General features: G+C 57.3%; 20 protein-coding genes. 7 read left to right on the top strand and 13 right to left on the bottom strand.

Annotated features, from left to right (window positions below):
- Nucleotides 1–248: 248 nt before the first annotated feature.
- On the top strand, nt 249–1,733 hold the full coding sequence (locus tag ACFQ14_RS04615) for a leucyl aminopeptidase (RefSeq protein WP_377211528.1): 1,485 nt from the start codon (nt 249–251) through the stop codon (nt 1,731–1,733).
- 6 nt (nt 1,734–1,739) lie between these two features.
- Here ACFQ14_RS04615 and ACFQ14_RS04610 read toward each other — a convergent pair whose 3' ends face one another.
- Complete coding sequence (locus ACFQ14_RS04610) at nt 1,740–2,210, bottom strand: hypothetical protein (RefSeq protein WP_377211527.1); 471 nt, start codon at nt 2,208–2,210, stop codon at nt 1,740–1,742.
- Between the two features lie 136 nt (nt 2,211–2,346).
- Between ACFQ14_RS04610 and ACFQ14_RS04605 the strand changes: the two genes are divergently transcribed.
- Nucleotides 2,347–2,799 carry a DNA polymerase III subunit chi gene (locus ACFQ14_RS04605; protein ID WP_377211526.1) on the top strand — a complete coding sequence of 151 codons (453 nt, stop codon included), beginning with the start codon at nt 2,347–2,349 and terminating at the stop codon, nt 2,797–2,799.
- Between the two features lie 7 nt (nt 2,800–2,806).
- On the opposite strand, the gene ACFQ14_RS04600 is transcribed toward ACFQ14_RS04605, so the two are convergent.
- Both ACFQ14_RS04600 and ACFQ14_RS04595 read right to left on the bottom strand, forming a co-directional pair.
- The gene (locus tag ACFQ14_RS04600) at nt 2,807–3,709 is read right to left on the bottom strand and encodes an EamA family transporter (RefSeq protein WP_377211525.1); all 903 of its coding nucleotides are present in this window, start codon (nt 3,707–3,709) and stop codon (nt 2,807–2,809) included.
- A gap of 105 nt (nt 3,710–3,814) precedes the next feature.
- On the bottom strand, nt 3,815–4,399 hold the full coding sequence (locus tag ACFQ14_RS04595; protein ID WP_377211524.1) for a YceI family protein: 585 nt from the start codon (nt 4,397–4,399) through the stop codon (nt 3,815–3,817).
- A gap of 167 nt (nt 4,400–4,566) precedes the next feature.
- Between ACFQ14_RS04595 and ACFQ14_RS04590 the strand changes: the two genes are divergently transcribed.
- Nucleotides 4,567–5,460 (top strand): LysR family transcriptional regulator, encoded by an 894-nt coding sequence (locus tag ACFQ14_RS04590; protein ID WP_377211523.1) that lies wholly within the window; start codon nt 4,567–4,569, stop codon nt 5,458–5,460.
- On the opposite strand, the gene ACFQ14_RS04585 is transcribed toward ACFQ14_RS04590, so the two are convergent.
- Genes ACFQ14_RS04585 through ACFQ14_RS04575 form a run of 3 tightly spaced genes read right to left on the bottom strand, consistent with a single transcriptional unit; the run spans nt 5,457 to nt 8,815 of the window.
- Nucleotides 5,457–7,355 carry an ABC-F family ATP-binding cassette domain-containing protein gene (locus tag ACFQ14_RS04585; RefSeq protein WP_377211522.1) on the bottom strand — a complete coding sequence of 633 codons (1,899 nt, stop codon included), beginning with the start codon at nt 7,353–7,355 and terminating at the stop codon, nt 5,457–5,459. The two genes, ACFQ14_RS04590 and ACFQ14_RS04585, sit on opposite strands and share 4 nt — an antisense overlap.
- A 39-nt stretch (nt 7,356–7,394) precedes the next feature.
- Complete coding sequence (locus tag ACFQ14_RS04580; RefSeq protein WP_377211521.1) at nt 7,395–8,306, bottom strand: DMT family transporter; 912 nt, start codon at nt 8,304–8,306, stop codon at nt 7,395–7,397.
- Complete coding sequence (locus tag ACFQ14_RS04575) at nt 8,303–8,815, bottom strand: DinB family protein (RefSeq protein ID WP_377211520.1); 513 nt, start codon at nt 8,813–8,815, stop codon at nt 8,303–8,305. Before ACFQ14_RS04575 ends, ACFQ14_RS04580 begins: the two co-directional genes overlap by 4 nt.
- Nucleotides 8,816–8,891: 76 nt before the next feature.
- On the opposite strand from ACFQ14_RS04575, the gene ACFQ14_RS04570 reads away from it, so the two are divergent.
- From ACFQ14_RS04570 to ndk, 3 genes are all read left to right on the top strand, one after another.
- Entirely contained in the window at nt 8,892–9,572 is a 681-nt protein-coding gene (locus tag ACFQ14_RS04570; protein ID WP_377211519.1) for a glutathione S-transferase family protein, read from the top strand.
- A gap of 9 nt (nt 9,573–9,581) precedes the next feature.
- A complete protein-coding gene (cysQ, locus tag ACFQ14_RS04565) occupies nt 9,582–10,379 on the top strand; it encodes a 3'(2'),5'-bisphosphate nucleotidase CysQ (RefSeq protein ID WP_377211518.1) in 798 nt (265 codons plus the stop codon).
- 81 nt (nt 10,380–10,460) lie between these two features.
- Nucleotides 10,461–10,883: a nucleoside-diphosphate kinase gene (gene ndk / locus ACFQ14_RS04560; protein ID WP_377211517.1), complete on the top strand. Its 423-nt coding sequence runs from the start codon at nt 10,461–10,463 to the stop codon at nt 10,881–10,883.
- Between the two features lie 40 nt (nt 10,884–10,923).
- Here ndk and ACFQ14_RS04555 read toward each other — a convergent pair whose 3' ends face one another.
- Nucleotides 10,924–11,694, bottom strand: a complete 771-nt coding sequence (locus ACFQ14_RS04555; RefSeq protein ID WP_377211516.1) for a hypothetical protein — start codon at nt 11,692–11,694, stop codon at nt 10,924–10,926.
- Nucleotides 11,695–11,867: 173 nt separating this feature from the next.
- Between ACFQ14_RS04555 and ACFQ14_RS04550 the strand changes: the two genes are divergently transcribed.
- Nucleotides 11,868–12,968 (top strand): fatty acid desaturase family protein, encoded by a 1,101-nt coding sequence (locus ACFQ14_RS04550; protein ID WP_377211515.1) that lies wholly within the window; start codon nt 11,868–11,870, stop codon nt 12,966–12,968.
- Nucleotides 12,969–13,229: 261 nt separating this feature from the next.
- On the opposite strand, the gene ACFQ14_RS04545 is transcribed toward ACFQ14_RS04550, so the two are convergent.
- From ACFQ14_RS04545 to ACFQ14_RS04520, 6 genes are all read right to left on the bottom strand, one after another.
- Nucleotides 13,230–13,697, bottom strand: coding sequence for a molybdenum cofactor biosynthesis protein MoaE (locus tag ACFQ14_RS04545; protein WP_377211514.1), 468 nt, complete (start codon nt 13,695–13,697; stop codon nt 13,230–13,232).
- 3 nt (nt 13,698–13,700) lie between these two features.
- On the bottom strand, nt 13,701–13,955 hold the full coding sequence (gene moaD / locus ACFQ14_RS04540; protein WP_377211513.1) for a molybdopterin converting factor subunit 1: 255 nt from the start codon (nt 13,953–13,955) through the stop codon (nt 13,701–13,703).
- 54 nt (nt 13,956–14,009) lie between these two features.
- Nucleotides 14,010–14,630 carry a CDP-diacylglycerol--glycerol-3-phosphate 3-phosphatidyltransferase gene (gene pgsA, locus ACFQ14_RS04535; protein WP_377211512.1) on the bottom strand — a complete coding sequence of 207 codons (621 nt, stop codon included), beginning with the start codon at nt 14,628–14,630 and terminating at the stop codon, nt 14,010–14,012.
- A gap of 58 nt (nt 14,631–14,688) precedes the next feature.
- Nucleotides 14,689–16,593 (bottom strand): excinuclease ABC subunit UvrC, encoded by a 1,905-nt coding sequence (gene uvrC, locus ACFQ14_RS04530; protein WP_377212074.1) that lies wholly within the window; start codon nt 16,591–16,593, stop codon nt 14,689–14,691.
- A 155-nt stretch (nt 16,594–16,748) separates the two neighbouring features.
- Nucleotides 16,749–17,516 carry an SDR family oxidoreductase gene (locus tag ACFQ14_RS04525; RefSeq protein ID WP_377211511.1) on the bottom strand — a complete coding sequence of 256 codons (768 nt, stop codon included), beginning with the start codon at nt 17,514–17,516 and terminating at the stop codon, nt 16,749–16,751.
- A complete protein-coding gene (locus tag ACFQ14_RS04520; protein ID WP_377211510.1) occupies nt 17,513–18,475 on the bottom strand; it encodes a calcium/sodium antiporter in 963 nt (320 codons plus the stop codon). Before ACFQ14_RS04520 ends, ACFQ14_RS04525 begins: the two co-directional genes overlap by 4 nt.
- Between the last annotated feature and the right edge of the window lie 65 nt (nt 18,476–18,540).

Here is an 18,540-nt window from a genome sequence, read left to right as displayed (position 1 = left end):
CCCGTGGCCCTTTAATGTCTCACGGGCAGATAATCGTCTGCAATGGCTAAAGAGTGGCGAAGGAGTGTGGTTACGAAAATATGAACGACCGTGGCATTTCTGCAAAAGCCGCGTTGTAAAAGCGGTTAAAGTGGTCACGCAGCCGCATTTACAGCGGCGTCGGCAAGGGCCAGATATAGGACCGCGCAACGAATCCATTTTCGAAATCACGCCTGTCCTTTCATCTGCGCCCTTCCTGTGGAGTTATCATGCCTGTTCTGCCTCAGCCTTCTTTCACCACCGCCGCTTTGCCGACAAAAGGTTCGCTTGTTGTCTTTTGTGACCGCGACAACGTTCTTTCCGCATCGGCCAAGGCTCTCGATAAAGACGGCCTTATTACCCGCGCGATAAAGGCGGAGGATTTCAAAGGCTCTTTCGGCAAAGCGCTTTCATTGTTGCAGCCTGCTGGAACAGACCTCGATCGCATCGTTTTGATGGGTCTGGGAAAGATGACCGACATGGATGAGTATTCATGGCTGAAACTGGGTGGAAAGCTGGTCGCGCAACTCGGCGGCATCAAGAAGGCCTATATCGCACTGGAGCGCCCGGACGGGCAGGGCATGAGTTCGCATGAAGTTACGCAAGTTGCGCTAGGCGCAAAACTGGGCGCGTACCGTTTCGTCAAATACAAAAGCGACAAAGCGGCCCGCAAGGAAGACAAGTTTGCGATGGCGTTCCACACCAAGACGGCTGCCGCAGCCAAGAAGGCATGGGGTGCCATGGATGGCGTTGGTGACGGCGTTCTGCTGGCCCGCAATCTGGTCAACGAGCCTGCCAACACGCTGACCCCGATCGAATTCGCCAAACGTGCCAAGGAATTGGAAAAACTCGGCTGCAAGGTCGATGTTCTCGACGAAAAAGCGATGAAAAAGCTGAAAATGAACGCATTGCTCGGCGTCGCTCAAGGCTCTCGCAACGCGCCGCGCATGGCAATCATCCGCTGGAACGGCGGCAAGGCCAAGGACAAGCCGATTGCCTTTATTGGCAAGGGCGTCACGTTTGATACGGGCGGTGTTTCGCTCAAGCCTGCTGGGGGCATGGAAGACATGAAGGGCGATATGGGTGGTGCGGCAGCTGTTACCGGCCTGATGCACGCGCTCGCCGCACGCAAGGCAAAGGCGAACGTCATCGGCATCATCGCCTGCGTTGAAAACATGAACGACGGCAACGCACAGCGTCCGGGCGATATCGTCACGTCCATGTCAGGTCAAACCATCGAAGTGCTGAACACCGATGCAGAAGGCCGTCTCGTGCTGGCAGACGCGCTTTGGTATTGCCGCGAGAAATACGATCCCCAGTTCATGATCAACCTTGCCACGCTAACCGGTGCTATTCTCGTCGCGCTGGGCAGCCACCATGCTGGTCTGTTCTCCAACAACGACGAATTGGCCGAACGTCTCACCAAGGCTGGAACCGAGACCCAGGAAAAGCTCTGGCGTATGCCGCTCGGGCCGGAATACGACAAAATGATCGACAGCAAGAACGCCGATATGAAAAACATCGGCGGCCGCCATGCCGGATCCATTACGGCGGGGCAGTTTTTGCAGCGCTTTGTTAAATCCACCCCATGGGCGCATCTCGACGTTGCAGGCACCGCTATGGGCTCCAACAAGAATGAGATCAACCAGTCATGGGCATCGGGTTACGGCGTGCGCTTGCTCGACCGTTTGGTGGCAAACAACTACGAAGGGTAGGGCGTTCTACTCTTCGCCCTCAGCATTCTTGTCTCTTGTTGGACTAAACCAATTGCGGGAATGATAGACCACAAGGGCAGCGCGGTAATTGGCCATCGCCTTTTCCATTTCACTGGCCACTAATTGGAAGAACTCCGATGACATGCGCTTGCGTTTGAACTGCCGATACGACAAATCCGCATAGTAGCGAGCACTCAGATGTGCGCGCTCGACCGAGCGGCGGAAACGCTCACTTTCCTGAGGTGTGGTTAGAAACGTGGAGCCGGGGCTCACAGCCTTGAGGTTTTCCAGCGTTTTGGGATTAGCCAAAGCGGCCAGCACCGCTTTGCTGTCCTTGCTGCCCTCGGCACAAACCAACAGTTTGTTTTTCACCAGGCAGGCGTCGGTCATTGATGCGGCGGGTGCGGTCAGTCCCATCGACAAAGCACCAGCAAGAAAAAATGGCACGATTGACGATTTTGGAAGCAAAGAAACCATAGCGATAACCCCGATAAACGACTCAGCAAGTAGATGCGTAGAAAAGCACGGCTGTTTTGGTGGTGCAACGCACATTTCCCAAAATGGGACACCTCCTCTTCTCGCCTTTGGGACATGGGTCTGCTAGGTCAGCACCATGAGCGAAGTGCTGTTTTATCACATGACCCAGACAAGACTGGAGCAAACGCTTCCCGGTCTTCTGGAGCGTTCGCTGGAGCGTGGCTGGCGCGTCGTGGTGCAGACCACCAGCAACGAAAGACGCGACGCGCTGGATGCCCATTTGTGGACCTACCGCGACGAATCCTTTCTGCCCCATGCCGCGCAAGGGGGCAGCGACGCGCCCGACCAACAACCCATCTGGATCACCTGCGAAGACGACAACCCCAACGGCGCACATGTGCGTTTTTTGGTCGATGGCGCGGTGCATGACGATCTGGCAAGCTACACCCGCGCCATTTACATGTTCGACGGCCACGACGAGCAGGCCGTGCAGGGCGCCCGTGCGCGGTGGAAGGCGGAAAAAGAGGCGGGCCACGACATCACCTATTGGCAACAAGATGACGAAGGCCGCTGGCAAAAGAAGGCTTGATCGCACTTCACGGCAGGGCGATGAGCACCACACCAAGCCCGATCATCACCATGCCCACGAGTTCCATCCGGGACACGCTTTCGCGGAAGATCAGCAGGCTCGACAGGTAAGAGAAGACGAGTTCAATCTTGCCCACAGCGCTGACATACGCCGCCGCTTGCAGCGAATAGGCGCTGAACCAGCCAACGGAACCGATCACGCCCGACAGGCCCACGGGCAGCGCGAGCCGCCAAGCGCGGGCAATCCGCCCCAGTTCAGCGCGGTCGCGCAGCAGAAAGTAGGCGAGCATGACGATGCATTGCATGGTCAACATAAGCGCCAGCGCATAAGCGGCTTTCGACAGCAGTGGATCGTCCGGCAGCGTCAGCAAAGCCCCGCGCACGCCCGTTGACGACAGGCCCAGAAGCGCTGCGCACAGCACGCCGATGCCGGTGGATTTCTCGCCCACGCCCTTCAGCACTGTGCGCCACGTCAGATCAATCTGCGCGACCGACAACAGCAGCGTTCCCGCAATGCCCAACCCGATGGCGACGATGGCGCGTCCCTCCAGACCGTCCCCCAGAAAGAGCAGGCCAAAGACCGCAATCAGGATTACGTCCAGTTTGGATAGCGTAACGCCTACCGCAAAGCTGCGGAATGAAAACAGCCAGACCAGTGTGACCGTGAACAATATCTGCGAAATACCCGCAACCGACAGCCAAAGCCAGAAACCGATATTGAGGTCCGGTGCTTCGTAGCCACCAAAAGAAAAAAGCGCCCAGACGTAGAGCCAGATAAAGGGCAGGGCGAAAAAGAAGCGGGTGGACGCCGCGCCCACGGTCGAGACTTGTCCCTTCAACGCCTTTTGATAGGCGGTGCGCACGTTCTGCATGAAGGCCGCGCCGATGGTGATGAGAACCCATAATTCCATCGCGCCTTGTTGCGCGCAGCAGCTTGCCATTGCAAGCGGCGATAGCGCAAAGAAAAGGGCCGAACGATTTCCCGTCCGGCCCTCGAAATCGTCAGTGTGAAAGACTTAGTTGGTTTTTTCCAACTCGATCGAAATCACAAGATTCACTTCATCGCCCACGAAAGGCGCGAATTTGCCAAGGCCCCATTCGGTGCGCTTCAGCGTGGTGGTGGCGTCGAAACCAGCCCATGCAACCTTTTTCACTGGGTGTTCGCCGATTTTGTTCAGCTTCACATCCATCGTCACAGGCTTCGTTTCGCCCAAAATTGTCAGATCGCCCGTCATTTTGGCAGTCATATCGCCGGTTGGCTCAATCTTGGTGGACTTGAACGTCACAGCAGGAAATTCAGCCGCGTTGAAGAAATCGGGAGACTTGAAGTGGCCATCACGGCCTTCCCAGCCGGTGATCATCTTATCGAGGCCAATTGTGGTTTCAACCGAGGAATTCGCCAGATTGTCCATGTCAAGGGTCGCCGTGCCGTCAAAGCCGGAGAACATGCCGTAGGTCGTGGAGAAACCCAGGTGATCGTAGGAGAACAAAATCTGCGCGTGGGAAGCGTCGAATTTGTATTGGTCTGCCGCAAAAGCGGGCATGGTGATCGCAGAAGCCATAAGCGCGAGGCCAGCGAGGGAGGCTTTCAAAGTCTTCATAGGGGGACGTCCTTTTCTTGCTTGCCGGATGGGGCAATCCGGCGGGAGGGGAACCGTTACCGGATGCCCGAAAGATAAATCTTGCATAAGTGCGCCGCAATAAGCAGCAATACATGTTTGAAATGCAATTATGCATCACCGACATGAATGGCAATTGAGGCGATACCGTGCAAAAAATCGATTGGGACACGTTCCGATACATCGTAGCTATAGCCGACGCTGGCTCGGCCTCCTCTGCGGCTGAAAGTCTCGGGGTGGACGCTTCAACCGTTCAGCGCAAAATCACCCGCTTTGAGCGCGAGCACGGCCTGACGCTGTTTGAGCGCCGCCGCTCCGGCTTCACGCCGTCAGTTGAATGTGCGGCTCTGATAGAGACGGCGCGCTCGATGGAAGAACAGGTCGGCGCCATCGCTCGGCAGGTTCTCGGTCAGGACTTGCGGCTGGAGGGCAAGGTGAGCCTTACCACAACCGACAGCCTTGCAGTCAGCGTTTTGCCACCCATCTTGGCAAAATACCGCAAGCAGCACCCGCAAATCCACATCGATTTGACGGTGACGAACAATCGCCTGAATCTATCCCGCTTGGATGCCGATGTGGCCGTTCGCCCATCGCTTGACCCGCCGCCCAATCTGACGGCCCACCGCGTTTCCGATCTTGGCTTGGCGGTCTATTCGCACCCGGATCTCGGCACAGGCGCAATCGATCTGGACACCATCACAGTTCTTGATCTGCCATGGATCGGGCTGGGCGAGGGGTTGGAAGGCTCACCCGCCCGCCGATGGATGCTGAAAAACATCGCGCCCCAGCGCATCGCGGTCACCGCCGACACATTCCCCTCAATCACCCATCTGTGCGAACAGGGTGCAGGGCTGGCGCTAACAACAGCGATCATCGCCGATGCAAGCCCCCATTTGGTGCGCCGCAGCCCGATCTTAAGCGAATGTTCAACGGCTTTGTGGGTTCTAACTCACCCAGACACGCGCCATTCCGCACGCATTAAATCCCTGTCCAACTGGTTGGTTCAAAGCCTAAAAGAGGCCGCGCCGCAACTGGCGGGTTAGGCGCTCACGCTTTCGCTCAATTCCAGCCACTCCTCTTCCACCTCGACAAGCCGCCGTTCGAATTCAGCCTTCTGCGTGGCGTATTTGCGGATCTTGTCGGGCTGGCGTTCGGTTGAAGCCTGCGCGAGCTTCTTGTCGATCTGCTTGATCGCCTCCGACGCCTTTTTCATGATCGCTTCAAGCTGGTTGATGCGCTTGCGCAGCGGGGCTTGAGCTTCCCGCATCTTCGCTTCGTCCTTGCGCCGTTCGGCAGCGGAACGCGTATCGGCCACCTCGGCTTCCACCGCTTTTGGGGCGCTCTTCTCTTCCAACTTGGCGCGGGGCGAGCCTTTGCCCGTCAGCACAAGGCGGCGGTAATCTTCCATGTCGCCCTCATAGGGCGCGACGCTGCCGTCGTGGACCAGCCAAAGCCGTTCCGCGCTGGCCTCCACCAGATGACGGTCATGCGAGATCAAAATCACAGCGCCCGTATAGTCGTTGAGCGCATGAACCAGCGCCTCACGGGAATCGATGTCGAGATGGTTGGTCGGTTCATCGAGAATCAACAGGTGCGGCTGGTGGAAGGTGGCGAGGCCCAGCAGAAGCCGCGCTTTCTCTCCGCCGGAAAGGTTCTTGGCCTTGGTGTCGTGCTTCTCGCCAGACAGGCCCATCTTAGCCACGCGCCCGCGCACTTTCGCTTCTGGCTCGTCGGGCACCAGCTTGCGCACGTGCTCCACCGGCGTCTGCTCCGGCACGAGATCGTCCATATTGTGCTGTGCGAACATGGCGATGCGCAGCTTTTCCGAACGCGTGAGCGTTCCCGCCATTTTGTCGAGCCGTCCGGCGATCAGCTTGGCGAAGGTCGACTTGCCGTTGCCGTTTGCGCCGAGCAGAGCAATGCGGTCATCGGCGTCGATGCGCAGATCAATCTTCGACAGGATCGGCTTGCCAGCCTCATAGCCCACATCGGTATCGCGCAGATTGATAATGGGTGAAGCGGCTTCTTTCTCTGGCGACGGGAAGATCAGCGGCGCAACATCGGTGTCTGCGACGGCGGCAATCGTGCCCATTTTCTCCAGCGCTTTGATTCGGCTTTGCGCCTGCGTGGCCTTCGATGCCTTCGCCTTGAAGCGGTTGATAAAGGCTTCCATATGCGCGCGCTTGGCGTCCTGCTTCACCTTCATTTTCGTTTGCAGCGCCATGCGTTCGGCGCGGGTTTTCTCGAAGAAATCGTAATTGCCCTTATAGGCCGTCAGTTGACGGTTCTCGAGATGGACAATCGTGTTGCAGCACTTGTTCAGCAGGTCGCGGTCGTGGCTAATGATGATGACGGTGTGCGGGTAGCGCGCGATGTAGTTCTCCAGCCACAACGTGCCTTCGAGATCGAGGTAGTTGGTCGGCTCGTCAAGCAGGAGCAGGTCTGGCTCGGAAAACAAAACCGCCGCCAGCGCCACTCTCATGCGCCAACCACCGGAAAATTCCGAGCACGGCTGCTGCTGCGCGTCCGCGTCAAAGCCCAGCCCGTGCAAAATAGCGCCTGCGCGGGCTTCTGCCGAATGCGCCTCGATATCGGCCAAGCGGGTGTGAATGTCCGCGATGCGCGTGCTGTCGGTCGCCGTCTCGGCTTCCGCCAGAAGCTCCGCTCTCTCAAGGTCTGCCGCCAGAACGGTGTCCAGCAACGAGACATCATTGCCCGGCGCTTCTTGCGCCACCTGGCCGATGCGTGCGCCACGGCGCAACGAAATTTCGCCAGTCTCCGGCCCGTATTCACCGGTAATCAGCTTAAACAGCGTTGTCTTGCCCGTGCCATTGCGCCCCACAAAACCGCAGCGAGAGCCAGCGGGCACCCGCATGGATGTCTTTTCCAGAAGCAAGCGCCCCTGCATGCGAAAGGTGAGATCGGTAATGGTCAGCATGCCGCGCTTTTGGGCCAAAGCGGCGAGGTGCGCAAGGCCTTATTCGGCGGCGTTTTCGACAACCGCCTGTTTTGGCTTTCGGTTCACCAACACAATGCCCGCGCCCACCATGACCAGCGAAACGATCAGCACAGGTCCGACTTCATCCCCCAGAATTGCCCAAGCGAAAAACACGCCGAAAACCGGCGCGAGAAAGCCGAAACTCGCCATGTCTGATGCGGGATAGACGGACAATATCCAGAACCAGAACGCAAAGCCGAAGGCGACCACCACAACCGACTGGGTGCCGAGAATGGCGAGATGATACCATTCCAACTCGCGCACAAAATCGCCAAAAAACAGCGAGGCGAAAAGGATCATCGGTGCCGAGACCAGCAATTGATAGATGAGTTGCATTTCCGGCGTTGATTTCGAAAGCGCCGTGGTGCGTGCCACCAGCGCAATGCCGCCCCACATCATTGCGGCGATCAGGCAAAGAAAATCACCCAGCAGTGCGTCCGGCCCCAGCGTTGCGGAATCTTCCGACAAGGCAAGCACGACGCCTGCGAAAGCCAGAACCAACCCACAGACGCGCACTGTGGTCAGTCGTTCGCCGGGAATGAGAAAATGTGCGGCAATCGCCAGCCAGAAGGGCATCGTGTAAAAGAAAATCGCGGTGCGGGAAACGGTTGTGTAGTCGAGCGCCAGAAACAGCAGGATAAATTCGCCGCCAAACAGCATGCCGCACAAAATGCCGGGCCAGAACGTGCCCTCGCCAAAGCCCATTTTCTTGCCCCGCCACAGGCACCACGCCACGACAAAGGGCAGGGCAATCAATGAGCGCAGACCGGCTTGAAAAACTGGCTGCAAACCAGCGTTCACGACCTTGATCATCACCTGGTTCAACCCCAACAGCGCCGAAAACGCGATCAGGCTGGTTGCCGCAAAAGTGTCTATCCGGTCGCGCTTCACGAAGCGTCCTGAAGGCGTTCGTGGCGCTGGAAATAGATGAGATCCATGCTCGGCGCCTTGCCCGTCAGTTGAGTCAGCGCCGCATGGGCTTGGCCGCGATGGTGGGTCTGGTGGTTGAAGAAGTGGCTCAGCGTTGCCGACATCACCTGCGTAATCGGCGTCGGGTCCGTGACGGGCGTATAGGTGAACTCGCTGTTCACGGCCGCCTCATTCAGCCTCAAGGTCCACTTGATGATACGTGCATCAAGCGCCTCCCGCGCCGTGCGCAGATCAGCGAATTGCGGGTAGGGGCGCCCGTCAAGCGTTGTCGGCGTCGGACCTTCGCCGGTGAAGCGACGCATCCAGATTTGGTCGGCAACAACCAGATGATTGAGCGTGCCCGCCAGATCGCGGAAGAACAGGCCGCAATCGCTGTTGAAGGCGGCGTCGTCGAGTTCAGCCACCGCATCGTATAGCAAGGTATTGGCCCATCCGTTGTAGCGGGCAAACGTGCGAAAAGTTTCAAGCATGGAACGCTCCCCAGAGCTTTTGCCGATTTGGACAGCGTGGTAAGCGGAAGGCCACGCAATCGGAAGACTGTTACCAATGACCATCAAGCTATACGAACTGTGCGGCGCGCACGATACTCTTTTGTTCAGCCCCCATTGCTGGAAAACCCGCCTGTCGCTGGCCCACAAGGGCTTGGATTTCGAGACGGTTCCCGTGCCCTTCACGCAGGTAGCCTCTACCGAGGGCGAAGGGCGGCGCGTGCCGATCATGCGCGATGGCGATACGGTCGTTGAAGACAGTTTCGAGATTGCCAAATATTTGGATGAAAAACACCCCGATAAGCCAAAGCTGATCGGCGATGAAGCGCTCACCGCTTTCATCATCAATTGGACGCAAACCCAGCTTCACCCCGCCGTGGTGCAATTGTGCCTCATGGACATTTACAACGCGCTCGCGCCGGAAGATCAGGCTTTCTTCCGCACCACCCGCGAGAAGGTTTTTGGCATGACGCTAGAGGAATTCCACGCCAAATTCCCCAAGACGCCCGACGCGCTCAACAAGGCGCTGGTGCCGCTGGAACTGACTCTGAAAAAGCAGGATTTCATCGGTGGCGAAAACCCGCAATTTGCCGACTACGTGGCTTTCGGTGCGCTGCAATGGCTGCGTATTTTCACCGGCGACACTTTCCTGCCGAAAGACAACAACATGGCCCGCTGGTTGAACGCGCTGCTCGATATGTATGACGGCGATGGCCGCAAGGCGCAGTTGGCAGCATAGGGAACCACCATGACCCACGATCCTGCCCGTTCGCGTCATTCCAACATTTTGAAAGACCTGTTTCCGATCATGCGCGAGGCGGGACGGGTTATCGCGGAAATTTATCGCGAAGGGACAGAAGCCGAAATTAAAGATGACGGTTCCCCCGTCACCCGCGCTGACAAAGCCGCCAACGCCATCATCGAAAAAGGACTGGCCGCTATCGCGCCGGAAATCCGCATCATCTCCGAAGAAACGCCGGAAAACCACGACCTCCCGCCAGCGGACGCTTTTTTTATCGTTGATCCGCTGGACGGCACCAAAGAGTTTTTGCGCACCGACGGCACGGGCGAGTTTACCGTCAACATCGCGCTCATCGAGCACGGCACGCCCGTTCTTGGCGCAATCTACGCGCCGATGCTCGACCAGCTATTTGCAGGCGTGGTGGGCGAGGGGGCAGCACTTTCCACCGGCGGCAGCACCCATGTCATCGAAGCCCGCGAACGTCCCGCAGGTGGCGGTGTGGCGATGGTCAGCCGCAGCCACCGCGACGCGCAAACCGACGATTGGCTCGCGCAACATCACAAGGGCAGCGCGGCGACCATCGGCTCGTCTTTGAAGTTTTGTCTCATCGCCCAAGGCAAAGCCGATCTCTATTCGCGCTTCTCGTCGATTATGGAATGGGACACGGCGGCTGGCGATGCGATCCTTCGGGCTGCTGGCGGGCATATGATGGCGAGCGACGGAACCGCGCTGAGATATGGCAAGCCGGGTTATCGCAACGGTGCTTTCATCGCCACGGGCGCGAGCGGTTGGCCGCTGACGTAGCTAAGTTCTTGCGGCCCGCGCACGGCTTCGCTATAGGCTGCGCCAATCCTCCCCGTTTTCAACTTTTCAGGAACCACAAAGATGGCCATCGAACGCACCTTTTCCATGATCAAACCCGACGCAACGAAACGCAATCTGACGGGCAAAATCACCGCCCATCTTGAAGAAGCTGGCCTGCGTGTCGTCGCTTCCAAGCGCGTCCACATGAGCCTGCGCGATGCGCAAGCATTTTACGCCGAACACTCCGAGCGTCCTTTCTTCGGTGAGCTGACAGAGTTCATGTCCTCCGGCCCAACGGTCGTTCAGGTTCTCGAAGGCGAAAACGCGATTGCGAAAAACCGCGAAGTGATGGGCGCAACCAACCCGGCAGAAGCCGACGCCGGCACGATCCGCAAGGAATACGCATTGTCGCTGGGAGAAAACTCCGTCCACGGTTCCGACGCACCAGAAACAGCCGCTCGCGAGATCGCCTTCTGGTTTGCTGAGCGCGACATCGCCGGCTAAGCCAGTCTTACCTAAGTCTTTTGCAAAGACCCGGTCGCGCTCAAGCGTTGCCGGGTTTTTCTTTGTCCTGCGCCGTGAAAGCGCGCTCCCAAACCCGGTCAATCTTGCGCAACGCCGCAGGATCAAGCGTCTCCATCGCGTTCCAATAATCACCACTTTCAACGAATTGCTCCGCGTGGCTTTCGTGGGCCAAAGCGCAGCGCATCTCGTCCACATCTGTCCCCGCTTCAATTTCTCCAAGCAGCCGCGCATGGTCTGGCGCCGATAAATGGCTAAGCCGCTGATGATTGAGTGAGGGAAAAGTGAGGCGGCTTTTGGGAAGATCGGAAAGGTTTGCGACTGCACAACCTTGCGATGCCGCCAGCAGCATGAGGCGGTTTGCCTTGGCTTTCAGCGATTGAAGCGTTGGATCCTTGCGGAGAGGGTCGGCTTCGCCACACCCGTAGAAATGCGATTTGCCGTTCACATGATCATACACCATGTCACAACCGCAAAACATCATGACGTCCGGCCGCAAGGTCGCCAGCGCCCAATAACCAGCGGTGAAAGCCATCGTTCCGCCAGCATAAACGATGCCGCCATATGCATTGTTGGCGGGCACATAGCCTTCATAGGTCACCACGCGCTGCGCCGCGCTGGGGCTTGGGTGTTTGGAATCGGGAAAGTCTTCCGGATAGATCGCGTGGCTCCAACCCGGGATGATCTGCCATGCGTTGTTCAACGCGACGACAGCATCAAGCGCAGCGGTGTCAAAATCCCGCGCGCGCACAGCATCAGGCGCACTGCCGAGAATGAGAACAGATTTCACCACGATAAAAGTCCTGCGTTCACACCCGACCGTTTCGGCCACATTGACAGGCCACGCCGCGTCAAAACACCCATGAAAGCGAGACAAAGAGTCATAGGTTGCGGCTTCTTTGGACTTTTCTTTGCCACGCATCGCGATAGTGTTGACAACAGACGCGGCTGAGGGAGGTTTCGGCGATGACATTGACAATGGAAGAGCGCGGCGCGACCGTCCGCGATTATTCTCTCCACGGCGAAAGCGCCAAACAGGCCGTCGAGCGCGGGCTTGTGGCGGCGCAGTGGTACCATACAGACGTGCCCCGCGAAAAACTGCGCGAATTGATGGAGCGCAAGGACGGTCCGGCCATCCGCGATACGATCATTTGGTTGGGCCTGATGGTTGTCTTCGCAGTCACAGCCATCGCGCTCTGGCCGAGTTGGTGGTCTGCGCCGTTTTGGCTGGCTTATGGTGTACTCTACGGCTCGGCGAGCGACAGCCGCTGGCACGAATGTGGCCACGGCACGGCGTTCAAGACCCGCTGGATGAACCGCGTTACCTATCAGATCGCCTGCTTCTGCATGATCCGAAACCCGATCGGCTGGAGGTGGAGCCATTCGCGCCACCACAGCGATACAATCATCGTGGGCCGTGATCCCGAGATCAACATTATGCAGCCGCCCAATCTTGTGGTCGCTGCGCTGAACATGGTGGGCATTCTGGACGCTTGGAACGGCCTTAAAACCATGGTGATCAACGCCACAGGCACCGTCACCGCCGATCAGGCGCTGTATGTGCCGAAGCCGGAACAGCCCAAAATGATCGCCGTCGCGCGCTGGTGGGTGGCAATTTACACAACCGTGATCCTCACCGCCATTGCCATGCAATCCATGCTGCCGCTCATGGTCATCGGCCTGCCGCGCCTCTACGGCGCTTGGCACCACGTCTTGACCGGCCTGTTGCAACATGGCGGCCTTGCAGAAGACGTGCTGGACCACCGGCTGAACACGCGCACGGTCTACATGAACCCGATCAGCCGTTTCATCTATCTCAACATGAATTACCACGTCGAACACCACATGTTTCCGATGGTGCCGTATCACGCGCTGCCAAAACTTCACGACCTGATCAAACACGATCTGCCGGAACCAAATTCGGGTTTCCTCGATGGCTTCAAGGAGATGTGGAGTGTCTGGCGTCGTCAGATGAACGGCGAGCACTATTGGCTCAAGCGCGAATTGCCAAAGGGCGCAAAACCCTACCGCGATGAATTTCACGCAGACGTGGATTTGGCGGTTTAGGCTGTTCTGGTAAATCAACAACCTTCCAGCACCCAACCCCAACGTCGTCATCCCGGAGCCGCCTGAGCCGGAGTCCGGGATCCAGTGCCGAGAGGCCCACCCACACCGAACTGGGTTCCGGGTTTTGGCTGCCCCAGCCCCGTAATAACGACGGGTGGGTCTGGAGCGACCGCTTAACGGCTGCTCGTTCTCAAACAGAAAACGCCACCCCGCCCGAACGGGACAAGGTGGCGTCACTGATCTTTGCTAAGTCTGTCGGGTTCAGGAAGCCCACCGCTGGCGGGCCATCAGATCGGCATCGTGGGCGTCGACCCAGCTTCCGTCTGTTTGGCCGACTTTGTGCTCTTTCTTCCAGAAAGGTGCGTCGGTTTTCAGATAATCCATCATGAAACGAGCGCCCTCAAAAGCGGCGTCGCGGTGCATGCTGGTGGCGACCACAAGCACAATCTGCTGGCCCGGTTCAATGCGTCCGTGGCGGTGGATGATCGTCACGCCATCAAGCGGCCAGCGGTCAGTCGCTTCGCGGGCGAGCGCTTCAAGTTGCTTCACGGCCATGCCGGGATAGTGCTCCAGCTCCAGCGCTTCCAGCGTGTCGTCTTCGCTGCGGCACAGGCCAACGAAGTTTACAACAGCGCCGATATCGGTGCGGCCATGAGTAAGTTTTTCGATTTCGGCAGCGACGTTGAAGTCCGCAGTCTGCACTTTGATTGTCGGAATTCGCGATTCCATGGATTATCCTCCGGTCATGGGCGGGAACAGCGCAATCTCCTTTGCGGTCCCGACAGTGTCTTCGTGGTTCGCGTGCTCTTGGTCGAGAGCGACGCGGATGATCTCGGGAAATTCAAGTGCGTGCTGATAGTTCTGCCCGCGCGTCCGCAACCACCCCAGAAGATCGCGAACCGTGGCAACACCATCCGGCAGTTCGATTTCTTCTTCGTTAAAACCGACCCGTTCCCGGACCCATGAAAAGTAGATTAGCTTAACCAAACCTGACTCCCATTCCTCAAAGTGTAGCGAACGCGAAGTGCAAGCGGCGTTCGATCAGTCGACGATCATATGCTTCAATCCAGCGCGGAAATAGTCCCAACCAGTATAGAGCGTAACAACAGCCGATGCCCAAAGCAGGGCAAGCCCGATTTCAATCGTATAAGGCAAAACCTTCTCGCCCGCCGGTCCGGCGAGCAAAAAGCCGATAGCGATCATCTGAAGCGTGGTCTTCCACTTCGCAACCTTCGTTACAGGAACAGAAACTTTCAGTTCAGCCAGATACTCGCGCAAACCGGAAACGAGGATCTCGCGGCTCAAGATGATAATCGCCGCCCAGGTGGTCCAACCGGCAATCGTGCCGTCAGCAGAAAGGAGCAACAGACAGGCAGCAACAAGAAGTTTGTCTGCGATCGGATCCAGCATACGACCGAGAGAGGAGGTCTGTTCCCAAATGCGGGCAAGATAGCCGTCAAGAAAATCGGTGAAACTGGCGATAACGAAAATCGCCAGCGCCGACCAACGGGTAAAATCCGTAGCCTGATCCAATGTCTGCAACCGGCCTTCCAGAAAGAAGCAAAGCACAACCAACGGCACAGCCAAGATACGGCCATAGGTGAGCAGATTGGGAATGCTCCACGGCCCGGCTTCGCGCTTGATTTTGGTATCGACGGTCATACCCGCATCTCAATCCTATCGGTGCTCTAAATTCAATGGAGTATATGCCCTTTTCGTATCAGCCCTTTTGGAAATGGTCATAAATCGTCTGTGCCATGGCTTCTGAAATGCCATCGACCTTTTTCAAATCTTCCACGCCGGCGCGGGCAGCAGATTTGGCAGAGCCGAAATAGTGCAGAATTGCCCGCTTGCGACCGGGGCCAATGCCCGGAATTTCATCGAGCGGATTTTTCACCATATCCTTCTTGCGTCGGGAACGGTGCGTGCCGATGGCAAATCGGTGCGCTTCGTCGCGCATACGCTGGATGAAATAGAGAACAGGATCGCGCAGCGGCAGGCTAAAAGGCTGCTTGCCCGGCATGAAAAACCGTTCGCGTCCAGCATCCCGATCAATGCCTTTGGCAACGCCAACCAGTGGCACTTGCTCCTGCGACAAACCAAGTTCTTTCATAACCTCGCGCACGGCAGACAATTGCCCCGCACCGCCGTCTATCAAAACCAGATCAGGCCAAGGGCCAACGGCATCTTTATCAGCGTGTTCATCCTCGCCGCGCTCTCCATGCTCTTTGAGCAACCTTGAAAAACGACGCATGAACACTTCACGCATCATTCCGTAGTCATCGCCGGGCGTGATATCTTCGTCTTTGATATTGAACTTGCGGTATTGGTTTTTCACAAAACCTTCCGGCCCAGCAACAATCATTCCGCCAACGGCATTTGTCCCCATGATGTGAGAGTTGTCGTACACTTCAATACGACGCGGTACCCGCTCCAGCCCGAAGGTCTCTTTGATGCCCTCCAGCAATTTCGTCTGTGTTGCGCCTTCTGCGAGTTTTCGGCCCAGCGCTTCGCGTGCATTGCGTGCGACCATCTCAACCAGTTCGCGCTTTTCACCGCGTTGGGGCTTGTAGATTTGAACCTTGCGCTCTGCCTTCAGAGAAAGTGCCTCTGCAATGAGATCAGCTTCTGCAATTTCGTGCGAAACGAGAACCAGCTTCGGCACAGGCTTGTCGTCATAAAACTGGCTAACGAATGCGGCCATAACTTCGGCCTCTTCGTAGCTTTTGTCCGCTCGCGGAAAATATGCCCGGTTGCCCCAGTTTTGGCCTGTGCGGAAGAAGAACACCTGAATGCAAAATTGTCCGCCCTCTTGGTGAACGGCAAAAATATCTGCTTCATCCACCGTCTGCGGGTTGATACCTTGGTGGGCCTGAACGTGAGACAGCGAGGCGAGGCGGTCGCGATAAAGGGCGGCGGTTTCAAAATCCAGCTCGTCAGAAGCCTTCTGCATCCGTTCCGAATAGGCGGTTTTCAACGTGCTGGATTTTCCCGTGAGGAAGCCCTGAGCCTCCTTCACCAGTGCTGTATAGTCTTCCTGCGAGATTTCGCCGGTGCATGGCCCGGCGCAGCGCTTAATCTGGTGCAACAGGCAGGGGCGGGTGCGGGCGGCGTAGAAAGAATCGGTGCACGTGCGCAGCAAGAATATGCGTTGCAGCGCGTTAATGGTGGTATTAACCGCACCGGCGGATGCGAACGGTCCAAAATACTGCCCCTTCCGGTTGCGCGCACCGCGGTGCTTGAACAGGCCGGGCGCTTCGTGATCTCCAGAAAGCAGAATATAGGGAAACGACTTGTCGTCGCGCATCAGCACGTTGAAGCGCGGTCGCAGGCGTTTGATGAGGTTTGCTTCCAGCAGGAGCGATTCAGTTTCTGTGTGCGTGGTAATGAAATCCATCGCCGCAGTCTCGGCGATCATCCGCGCCGTGCGGTTGCCGCCGTGGCCGATGCCGCGTGCATAGTTCTGAACCCGGTTTTTCAGATTTTTCGCTTTGCCAACATAAAGCACATCGCCGGCAGCGTTCATCATGCGATAGACGCCAGGCTTGGCTGGCAAACGTTTGACCAAATCGCCGATAAGCGCTGCACCGCGCAAATCGCTCAATTGTGCCGCTTCTTCCCACATAACATCGCCGGAATCGCGCGGTTTTGCCCGAATGATTGCGGTGTCTTTCTCAGCGGTTTCTGTTGGGAGTGTTGAGTCGGTCATGGTGCGATCTTATCACGCTCGGGCAGCAAACGGGCAGGGGGGCGCGGCGTCGCATGGCATTGCTCAGCGGTTTACTCCGCGACCGACTGATCCGGCGTTTGCCATGCCAAATGCTGCCCGCCGTCCAATGCAATCATTTGGCCTGTGAGGCTGGGCGTATCGGCAAAATACAGCAGCGTTTTGGCGAAGTCGGAGAGTTCAGGTGCAATTTTCAACGGCAGGGAATTCACTTGCGCATCGAAATCCGCCTGCGTCTGCCGCGAGTTCGGCAGCGTTGGCCCCGGTCCGATAGCGTTTACGCGGATGCGCGGAGCCAGTGCCTGCGCCATTGTGCGCGTTGCCGTCCAAAGCGCCGACTTAGAAAGGGTATAGGAATGGAATTTCGGGTTCAGCGCCAAGACCCTTTCGTCGATGATGTTCACAATCAAGCCGCTTGTATCGGCTGGCAGTTGCGCATCAAAAGCGGCGGCAAGCAGGCTGGGTGCGCGCAGGTGGACGTTGAAATGCAAGTCCCACAGTGTGCGTTCGTCGCCCATCGCGTCATCTTCAAAAACCGATGCGTTGTTGACCACCATGCCAAGCGGACCGATCGCATCAACGGCCTTGCCAATGAGCGCTTGCGTTCCCGCTTCATCGGCAAGATTCGCCCGAACGGCTGCTGCTTTGCCACCAGTGGATGTGATTTGCGCTACCACCTCGTTGGCCGCGTCGGCAGACGAATTGTAATGCACCGCAACCGCATAGCCAGCCGCCGCCATGTCAATCGCCATTGCCCGGCCAAGGCGAACGCCAGCGCCTGTAATCAATACAGCTTTGGGTGCAGGGGAAAGACCGCTCATGTGATCAGGACAGTTGCCAAAATGTAGACAGAGAAGAAACCGAGCAGAAGCGCTCCCATGCCCTTATCGATCTTGATGTTTAGCAGTGGCAGCGCGATCAAGAACAACGTCGCGACGAACATCACCCACATGTCGAAATTGATGATGTGAGCAGCAACGCCCACGGGGATGACTGTGGCCGTGATGCCCATGATAGCCGCGATATTGAACAGGTTAGAGCCGATCACATTGCCCACACCAACTGAAGCATTGCCCTGTCGTGCCGCGCTGATGCCCGTTGCCAACTCAGGCAGGGACGTTCCGATGGCAACAATCGTCAAGCCGATGACAGCTTCCGAGACGCCCCATTGCAGCGCAATATCGGTCGCAGCCGAAACGGTGACATGGGCTGCCAGCGGCAAAGCGATCAGGCCCATCAAAATATAAATGACGATTGTGCGCGTTTCCGTCGGCACTTCGCCCACTTCGTCAAGATAGTCGTCTTCTGCAGCCGCCGCCGCGTCAGCAGCTTTCTGGCTCATCGCATCGCGGTATTGCATATACAGAAATGAGGCCAACATCACCAAAAGTACCAGACCAAACAACCGGCCCAATGTGCCAGTCGCCAACATACCCATAAAAATGACAGTCGTGATAACCAGAAATATCAGCGAACGCTTTACGCCATGATCGGCAAAGATGATGGGCGTGATGAGCGCTGGTGCGCCGAGAACCAACAGAACATTAGCGATATTTGAGCCAACCACATTACCTACCGCCAAACCGCCAGCACCACCCAATGCGGCGTTGAGCGAAATCACCAGTTCGGGTGCAGAGGTGCCGAAGGCAACGATGGTCAAACCGATGATGAGCGGCGGTATGGACAGGCGCTCTGCCAGCCCAACAGAGCCTTTCACCAACCAGTCGCCACCATAGACGAGAAAGAAAAGACCGATGGCAAACAGTGGATAGGCGAGCATGGAAGCAACTTCACGAAATGGCTGCATCCCAAAAAGAAAGCGGCGCCGAGAGACATGCCGCTGCG

It is taken from the genome of Pseudahrensia aquimaris (genome assembly GCF_042676045.1).
Lineage (GTDB): Bacteria > Pseudomonadota > Alphaproteobacteria > Rhizobiales > Rhizobiaceae > Pseudahrensia > Pseudahrensia aquimaris.
Note: the sequence above shows the minus strand (reverse complement) of the source record. Positions and strands in the feature narration are given on the sequence as shown.

What these genes read in the sequence shown, in the direction of transcription:
- ACFQ14_RS04615 (WP_377211528.1), top strand. Translation starts at nt 249, where the DNA reads ATGCCTGTTCTGCCTCAGCCTTCTTTCACCACCGCCGCTTTGCCGACA.
- ACFQ14_RS04610 (WP_377211527.1), bottom strand. Translation starts at nt 2,210, where the DNA reads ATGGTTTCTTTGCTTCCAAAATCGTCAATCGTGCCATTTTTTCTTGCT.
- ACFQ14_RS04605 (WP_377211526.1), top strand. Translation starts at nt 2,347, where the DNA reads ATGAGCGAAGTGCTGTTTTATCACATGACCCAGACAAGACTGGAGCAA.
- ACFQ14_RS04600 (WP_377211525.1), bottom strand. Translation starts at nt 3,709, where the DNA reads ATGGAATTATGGGTTCTCATCACCATCGGCGCGGCCTTCATGCAGAAC.
- ACFQ14_RS04595 (WP_377211524.1), bottom strand. Translation starts at nt 4,399, where the DNA reads ATGAAGACTTTGAAAGCCTCCCTCGCTGGCCTCGCGCTTATGGCTTCT.
- ACFQ14_RS04585 (WP_377211522.1), bottom strand. Translation starts at nt 7,355, where the DNA reads ATGCTGACCATTACCGATCTCACCTTTCGCATGCAGGGGCGCTTGCTT.
- ACFQ14_RS04575 (WP_377211520.1), bottom strand. Translation starts at nt 8,815, where the DNA reads ATGCTTGAAACTTTTCGCACGTTTGCCCGCTACAACGGATGGGCCAAT.
- ACFQ14_RS04570 (WP_377211519.1), top strand. Translation starts at nt 8,892, where the DNA reads ATGACCATCAAGCTATACGAACTGTGCGGCGCGCACGATACTCTTTTG.
- cysQ (WP_377211518.1), top strand. Translation starts at nt 9,582, where the DNA reads ATGACCCACGATCCTGCCCGTTCGCGTCATTCCAACATTTTGAAAGAC.
- ndk (WP_377211517.1), top strand. Translation starts at nt 10,461, where the DNA reads ATGGCCATCGAACGCACCTTTTCCATGATCAAACCCGACGCAACGAAA.
- ACFQ14_RS04550 (WP_377211515.1), top strand. Translation starts at nt 11,868, where the DNA reads ATGACATTGACAATGGAAGAGCGCGGCGCGACCGTCCGCGATTATTCT.
- ACFQ14_RS04545 (WP_377211514.1), bottom strand. Translation starts at nt 13,697, where the DNA reads ATGGAATCGCGAATTCCGACAATCAAAGTGCAGACTGCGGACTTCAAC.
- pgsA (WP_377211512.1), bottom strand. Translation starts at nt 14,630, where the DNA reads ATGACCGTCGATACCAAAATCAAGCGCGAAGCCGGGCCGTGGAGCATT.
- uvrC (WP_377212074.1), bottom strand. Translation starts at nt 16,593, where the DNA reads ATGTGGGAAGAAGCGGCACAATTGAGCGATTTGCGCGGTGCAGCGCTT.
- ACFQ14_RS04525 (WP_377211511.1), bottom strand. Translation starts at nt 17,516, where the DNA reads ATGAGCGGTCTTTCCCCTGCACCCAAAGCTGTATTGATTACAGGCGCT.
- ACFQ14_RS04520 (WP_377211510.1), bottom strand. Translation starts at nt 18,475, where the DNA reads ATGCTCGCCTATCCACTGTTTGCCATCGGTCTTTTCTTTCTCGTCTAT.